We start from the raw sequence: 7,262 nt of genomic DNA, 5'->3' as shown, positions 1-7,262 counted from the left end.
CAGCGCATTGCTGCCCGAACCGCCGGTATAGGTCGCAACGCCGCCATCGTTCAGCGTCAGCGTCGGCGTGCCGCCGGCAACCGTCACCGCCTCGCTCAGGCTCAGCGTCAGCGTCACCACGTTACCCGTGGCAAGATTGCCGCTGCCCGAGGTGATCCCGCTGCCCGAGGCCGCCACCGACGACACCGTCGGCGCCGTGGTGTCGATCTGGGGACCTGCCTGGGTAATGCCCGTAAGCGATAGATTGGCAGCATTGCCGCTGCCGTCCGAGACCGTCGCACCGTTTAGATTGACGGCGGACGCCGCCAGCGATGATGTGTTCTGGCCGGCGGCCACCGTGTAGCTGAAGGTCAGCGCACCGGTGCCCGAGCCGCCGCTGTAGGTCGCAACACCACCGTCGTTCAGCGTCAGCGTCGGCGTGCCACCCGCTACCGTCACCGCAGAACTCAGGTTGAGCGTCAGCGTGACAGTGTTTGCAGCGTTTAGATTACCCGTAGAGGGCGACTCTGTGACCGAACTGATGTGGGGGGACGTCGACGAAGATGCTGTCAGAACTGCGTAACCTGATCCCATAAACCCAACATAGACTTGACCGAAAGTATTGGGATCGCCAGCGATGGTCTTGATGTTGTCCAGACTGCTGTTGGGGTAAGTTCCGATCTGCGTCCAGGATTGTGCGTTGTTGACCGATTGCCAGATACCGTAGACATTATTGACGTAGCCTACGATGTAGATCGCCGGATATCCACCCGCTGTCGCGGGCGCGCCAAACCCGAAGCAACTCACGTTGAGCACGTTAGCGACAGCCGTCCAGGTGGCGCCGCCATTCGACGAACGCATGAACGGATTTTGCGTCGGATCGCCGCTTTGTTGCCCCCCCGTGAAGAAGAGATTCGAAGCCTGCCCAGGAACGGACATGAGTTCATTGTTGTACCAGTTGAACGGGGTTATGTACCCATTCCACTGGCTGCCCCACCCGTCGTTTCCGTTGTAGACGAGAGTCCACGACGCGCCGCCGTCGGTGCTCTTGAACACACCGTTGCCTGGATAATAGAGATAGAACGTGTTCGTGAGCACCCTGTCAGCGGTTATGGAGCGCTCGTCGAGATAGTACGCTCCTTCGAAGTTGTTCCAGTCGGATACGCCCGGCAGGTTTACAGGCTTCCAGGTAACGCCGCCGTCAAGCGTGTAGTAAGGCTGAACTCCGTCCGCAGGCGCCATAATGATGTTCTGTGGCGTGCTCGCGGCAATCGTTCCTCCGTTGGCCTGAGCGGGGAACGACGGAAGGCTTGCAAAATCCTTCCAGGTTTGGCCGCCGTCAGTGGAATAGACCGCTTTGCCGTGGTCGATCAGTCCTGCGATAAAGCTCGGAGTTGAAGAGGCATAATCGACAGACCACCCCGCGTCGATAACGGCACTGGCAACCGGGCCGTAGGTTGACGGATAGGCCGTGACGTCATTGACGTAGAAGAAGGGGCGATCCCAGGAGGCGAGGATAGGTTTGCCCCCGGGCGGAACAAGGATTTGATTTGCGACCAGTTGTTCGATGCCCGCGCTCTGGTCATACCAGGTGACAGACGGCCATCCGGCCATGGAGGTCGGAATATTCGCATTCCAGAAACCTGTGCCCGCGGCGGCGATGAGCTGGTTTGGAACGAGAGGATTAAACGCCACGCCGCCGATAGTCAGAAAGTTTCCGCTCGCCGCCGAGTTACCAGCCTGCAACCAGGGAATATCCGTCGAAACTACGCCGTTGGTATTCCAGAGGGTACCGGTCCAGGTGGCCCCTCCATCATAGCTGACATCCAGATAGCCTGCCGGAGAGACGACTACGATTTCATTCTGATTTAACGGGTTGATCGCGACCGCGACAGCTCCCGCCGAGCTTGCAATTGGCAGCTTGCTCCAAACGCCGCTCCTAAACCGCCAGAGGTCGTTACCGTCCACCGCATAATAGTCGCCGTTGGATGCAACAACCGCATTGGCGACCGTCGTCGGGCCTCCGCTGAGCAGTTTCCAGGTGGCGCCTCCGTCGATGCTTTCATAAACCCCGTTGCCGTTGCTTTCTGCAAAGATCGTTTGGGTGACGCCATTGACAACGCCGCCGATAGCAGGATCGAATAAAATTCCGGTTATGTCCGAACTGCTCGCGGGCACCTGGCTGACCGTTTGCCAAGTGGCGCCGCCATCCTTTGTAACAAACAAACCGCTCGTCGAACTTCCGACGTAGACGATGTTCGCATTATTGGGATCGATGGCCATTTTCGGCCCGTATTGGGCATAGCCACTGTTCGGATTCGCCTCAACCTGCGCGAACGATGTTTGCGTCCATGTCGCTCCCTGATTGGTGCTCTTGAAGACATAGCCGTCATACATCATGTAGAAAATTTGCGTATTGCTATCCGCAATCTGAATCTCGTAGACGCCTTGGCCCGTGGCGCCAAAATTCGCTGCCACGAATGCGGCGGGCATGCTCGACGACGTGACCAGTTGCACCCACTGCGTTCCGTCCCATCGATACGCTCCGTAGGTATCAGTGCGACCGACCATCGTCCCGTCGGGGGCAATATCAAAGTTACGAATAAACCCACCCGCCCCGACCTTCAGCTCCTGCCACGCGCCTGAGGCCACCGGGTCAACAACGATCGTACCGCCATAGCCATCGCTCGAGAGAGTCCATGTCGAGGATAGGTAATTGCCCTCCAATGCAATGTTGGCGGTGTGCAGCCCGTCAGTAATCGTGAGAGTGCCGCCATTGGCGTCGCCCAAGAACGTGACTTGAGTCTGCACTCCAAAGCTGACATCGGCGAGGTCAATCGCGTCCGTTCCGGCCATTCCCGTGATGTGACCGGTGTAACCGAGAGAGTCGTCGAGCTCGAGCGTGCCTGTCACACCCGTGAAGGTCACCGACTGAGCACTTGCTCCGGCGATTTCGGCAGTTGCGCCTTCAGCGATGGTTACAGCGGCCCCGTCGAGCGACGAAGACGCAGCGTTAACCACGTCAGCTTTAGCCAAGCTAAAGGCAACGCTGGAAACGTTCGGCGCCAGCGGCGCACTGGAGGCCGGAGCATCACCGGGAGCCATCGAAGAGAATGAAGGCGGCAAATAGGTAAGGCCGTCTTCAGCAAGCCGCGCGCTCAACGCAGCAGCGGCATCAAGATCGGCATCATCCGCGTTGCGGGCACGACCAGCCCGCGGCCACGACAAGTTGAGAAACGGCGTTTTCAGCACGATGGCCTCATCGATTGTGTTCGCATCTAACCGTCGGCAGGCGCATACGCCCACAGCCGGAGGCCGACCTTAGGTTCCAGGAATAAATTTCGAGTTGGTGGACGAGGTAAATATTTAAAAGTAGTTTTGAGAAAAACCCATTTGATATATTCAGTGATACCCGCAGCGACTGCGGTAGATCGAATTTGGCGCCCGAACGCATATTCGGACCGTACGATGGATTAAACATGTGTCTGTGCAGCAGACTTCATCGCAGCAGCCTTCATCTCTGTATCCCTGTGGGCGCAAATACCACGGATCTTGCTGAGAGCACGAAGCGCACACCCTTTCATCCGCGACAAGGCAATGCCCCCACGTGATGAAACTCATCGGACGGCGAGAGACCTACCCCCCTAACCGCAAGTGAACCTTTGAATTCCCACCAATTCCAAGTCCCAGCCCCATGCTAGCGGCCCATTGCTAGCAATGCCAATATGGTTAATGATCCCGTGAGGCTTTTGTTTGACGCCGTTTCCGCGGCGCCCTATGTTACCAACATGTTGAAAAAACATGGGAAATATTGACAGTTTTTAAGCCGGATATCTGGGACGATAGCGAAATTCGGACATTTCCAAGTCATCCGCTGTCGCTTTGCGGTTCGCCGATGAAGCATTGTTTGAACTTGCTGATACAGCCGCATCCGACAAGTCCTGAAAGATCAGCACCGGGCATTTGGATCAGACCTCGGGGAGGCATCCGGCTCAGCAAACGCTCTTGGTATTTTTCAGATCGGCGGGACACCTTGGCTGAAGCGCATAGAGGTAGTCACTCAAGCAATATCCGTAGTCATTGACGGGCTTTCACGCAGCAATCATCTGACCTTCCTAAAAGGTTCGCATGCTCACCAGACGCAAGTCCGTCGCGACGATCTCAGCCTTGGGAAGCGGGCTATTGCCTCGTCACGCATCAGCAGCGAAGGAAGATGGGCGATGGGCTCCGTTGGCAATAGGGGCTGGCGGATTTATCACCGGTCACAGCATCTCCAATGACGGCACAACGCTGGTATGCCGGACCGATACGTCACAGATAGCTGGACGCAAACGAATCCGCCAGGGCTCCTTGAAAACGGTGACGCCGGATGGGGAAACAATTTTGACGCCAATCGACAGATTGTTTGCGCAGATCGCGTGCTTGCAAAGACCTTTTATGCCTACAGCTCTGTTGGCGGGTTCTACAAATATGTCGCTGGTGCCACCCCCGCGAGCGGGCTCTGGTCGAGGCAAAGCCCGATGCTCATTCCTCACGATGAGGGTCTCGTCAAAATTCGTTCCGTGCCCGGCCATGGCGGGCACGTGTTCGCGTGCAGTGGAGCCGTCACCAAGGGCAACCAGCCCTATTGCATTTTCATGCGATCCATCGACGGGTGCAAGACCTTCACCAGGATAGCGCGAGTCCAATGCGTATACGCTTTTGGATTCGGAAAGCCGTTGGAGGGCTCTGATTATCCCACCGTCTATTTTGCCGGGCTCTACAACAACCAATGGGGAATCTATCGATCGACGAGCCGTCTCGCTGGCTGGAACGTCAACACGGTCGAGTGGAGCAAGATTGGTGACTACCCGCTCGGAAGCTATGATCTAGTTACATGCATAGAGGGCGACGCGAATAAATTCGGAACGGTTTACATCGGCTTCAGCGGGAGCGGCTGGGCGTACTACAAAACCTTGGCGTAAAGAATCGTCCGTTCGGAACGAAGGGGGTGGCTGAGCGAGCCACTGTTCGCGGATGAAGGCCGGCCCTCAACTATGACGTTAAGCATCCGACGTGAGACAGACTGTCAGTTCGTCGCACCTGGATATGGCGAACCGCGACCTATCGATCTTCTCAAAGAAGGCCTCCTCGGCATCGTGCCCGTGAAGCTCGATCACAATGTTATCTACACGATCCAACCAATCTTCCGTGCCTGACTTAAACAGATCAATCTCCGCTCCTTCGATGTCGATTTTGAGCAATGAGATTCTTTCTTGCCCTGACCTCTTCAGGATGTCCGGGATTGTCACAGTTTCGACTGCTCCGTCGGCCGAAGGTTTTACTCGAACGCCCCACTCCTCTCCACTGCCGGCGCGGTCAAGGTCCAATCGTTCCACGCGCGGCCAAACCGCCGCTTGAATGGCCGTCACTCGATCTCCATAAGGAGCCAAGTTGCCTTGAAGAGCGGCGAAATTGGCCGGATCCGGTTCAACAGCAACAACCGAACAATGCTTAAATCGAGACAGAAAATAAGCCGACGAATATCCAACGTTGGCGCCGAGATCAACGATCAGGCTTGGCGATCGCAATTCGGAAAGGCACCTATACTCATCAAAGACCAAGATCTGGTAAAATACAAATATATCGCTGGTTTTGGGCCGCGCACGAACAGGGAAGATGAGCTTCTTTGAAGTCAAATTGAAAGGCGCGGAATGCGCCATGCGCTTCTGATATTCAAAATTCAATAAATGTAGCAGGCCCAAGTTTCGGTAGGCCGCCGAATAATACTCGCTCCGCTTCATCAACAATTCCCCGTCCAAATAAATCTCAAACTAGCCCAGATCGTCCCTGTACGCATAGCCCAGAACCCGATTTTCGTCTGAAAGGCCTTCACCATCAAGGCAATCTTTCGGCTTGCGGAGGTTTCTCGCCCACTTCAATCCGCGATCTGGAAGCGGTATTAAACTTCGATTGGCGGTGCCTGAGGATTTGCATGTCTGAGGTCAAAGACGGAACCCTGCTCCTGGTGACCCCTGCAGTGGTTCGGACGGTAAACGGGGTTTATGAAGTAGAAGCCGATTTTGCAAACAACCTTCGGCTCTATCTTGCCAATTTCAAGCGTGTGACCTTTGCGGGTCCAGTTTTTCCAGGACTGACGTCAAGCGGAATCGTTCTCCGCTCGTTGCCCCTGCAGAAAATGGAGGATGCCGACAGGCTGTCGTTCATTCCGCTACCCTATCCCTACCGAGAAGACAGGTACTTGCGTCATTACCTCTCGACAAGGCGGCTGCTGGCCTCAGAGATAGCCAAGGCGCAATATCTGATCTTTTCGCCGCACTCGAGCTATGACTGGTCCACCCTCGCCGCTCACCTGGCGATCAAGCAGAAGCGCAAGTACGACATGGAGTCTGATCATGACCACGCCAGCGCGATGCAGTTTCATTTGGCAACGATGCCGGCGGGTCTCAGGAAGCTCAGAAAGACCATATGGGCTCGTTCATTCATAAAGGATGTCGAAACCTGCTTTGCGAAATCCAGTCTCGCATTGCTTCAGGGGCAGGACGTGTTCGACGCCTACAAGAGTATCGCGCCGAACCCGCACAAGGTGCTCAATGTCCAGGTCTCGTCAGAAGACTATGTGACGCCGCCCGAACTCGAGGAAAAGCTGGATCGAATCGAAAACAAGAAGCCCCTTTCAATCTCCTATGCGGGGCAAGCGATCGCACGAAAGGGACCGCTTGACTGGATCAAAATAATTCATGGCGTTTCACAAGCAGGCGTTGACGTCCAGGCAACCTGGTTCGGCGACGGTCCGTTGATGCCTGAGATGAAGCGCGAGGCAGCAAATGCGGGGATGGAAGCCAAGATCCACTTTCCCGGGTCTGTAGGACGCCACGAGATCATTTCGGCCCTAAAGAAGAGCGACATTTTTCTGTTCTGTCACAAGATCGGCGAGTCGCCGCGCTGCCTCGGAGAATCGCTTGCGGCGGGTTGCGCGCTGGTGGGGTACGGAACTGAATATCCCCGCGGTTTGGTCGCGGATCGCGGCGGTGGCGAATTCGCCGACATGGACGATTGGGAGAAGTTGGTCAATCTGATCGTCTCTCTCGACAGGAACCGACAACAACTCCGTCAACTGACCGAAGCGGCAGCGGCTTCCGGGCGACTGCTCGATCGAGATGTCGCCATGCAAAAGCGGATCGATTTGATCAAAACGTATCTTTCCGCTTGAGAGGACCTGCTTGTGCGAAGGTTAATCTCGTCTCATTGAGAGGTTCAGGTGCGACTTGGTTGGATCCGCG

General features: G+C 56.0%; 4 protein-coding genes. 2 read left to right on the top strand and 2 right to left on the bottom strand.

From position 1 onward, the window contains the following. Positions 1–3,231 (bottom strand): VPS10 domain-containing protein (locus ABIB73_RS27885; protein ID WP_502918461.1); only part of this gene is annotated, 3,231 nt, incomplete at its 3' end. A gap of 1,166 nt (positions 3,232–4,397) precedes the next feature. On the opposite strand from ABIB73_RS27885, the gene ABIB73_RS27880 reads away from it, so the two are divergent. Beyond that, a complete protein-coding gene (locus tag ABIB73_RS27880; RefSeq protein ID WP_354229188.1) occupies positions 4,398–4,943 on the top strand; it encodes a hypothetical protein in 546 nt (181 codons plus the stop codon). Positions 4,944–5,021: 78 nt separating this feature from the next. Here ABIB73_RS27880 and ABIB73_RS27875 read toward each other — a convergent pair whose 3' ends face one another. Beyond that, positions 5,022–5,762: an FkbM family methyltransferase gene (locus ABIB73_RS27875; protein WP_354229186.1), complete on the bottom strand. Its 741-nt coding sequence runs from the start codon at positions 5,760–5,762 to the stop codon at positions 5,022–5,024. A 191-nt stretch (positions 5,763–5,953) separates the two neighbouring features. Here ABIB73_RS27875 and ABIB73_RS27870 point away from each other — a divergent pair, with 191 nt between their 5' ends. After that, positions 5,954–7,192, top strand: a complete 1,239-nt coding sequence (locus tag ABIB73_RS27870; RefSeq protein ID WP_354229184.1) for a glycosyltransferase — start codon at positions 5,954–5,956, stop codon at positions 7,190–7,192. Positions 7,193–7,262 lie beyond the last annotated feature (70 nt).

This window comes from Bradyrhizobium sp. F1.4.3, assembly GCF_040548375.1.
In the GTDB taxonomy this organism is placed as follows: Bacteria; Pseudomonadota; Alphaproteobacteria; order Rhizobiales; family Xanthobacteraceae; genus Bradyrhizobium.
The sequence above is the reverse complement of the archived record's forward strand: the minus strand, read 5'-3'. Positions and strand labels throughout refer to the sequence as shown.

What these genes read in the sequence shown, in the direction of transcription:
- ABIB73_RS27875 (WP_354229186.1), bottom strand. Translation starts at nt 5,762, where the DNA reads ATGAAGCGGAGCGAGTATTATTCGGCGGCCTACCGAAACTTGGGCCTG.
- ABIB73_RS27870 (WP_354229184.1), top strand. Translation starts at nt 5,954, where the DNA reads ATGTCTGAGGTCAAAGACGGAACCCTGCTCCTGGTGACCCCTGCAGTG.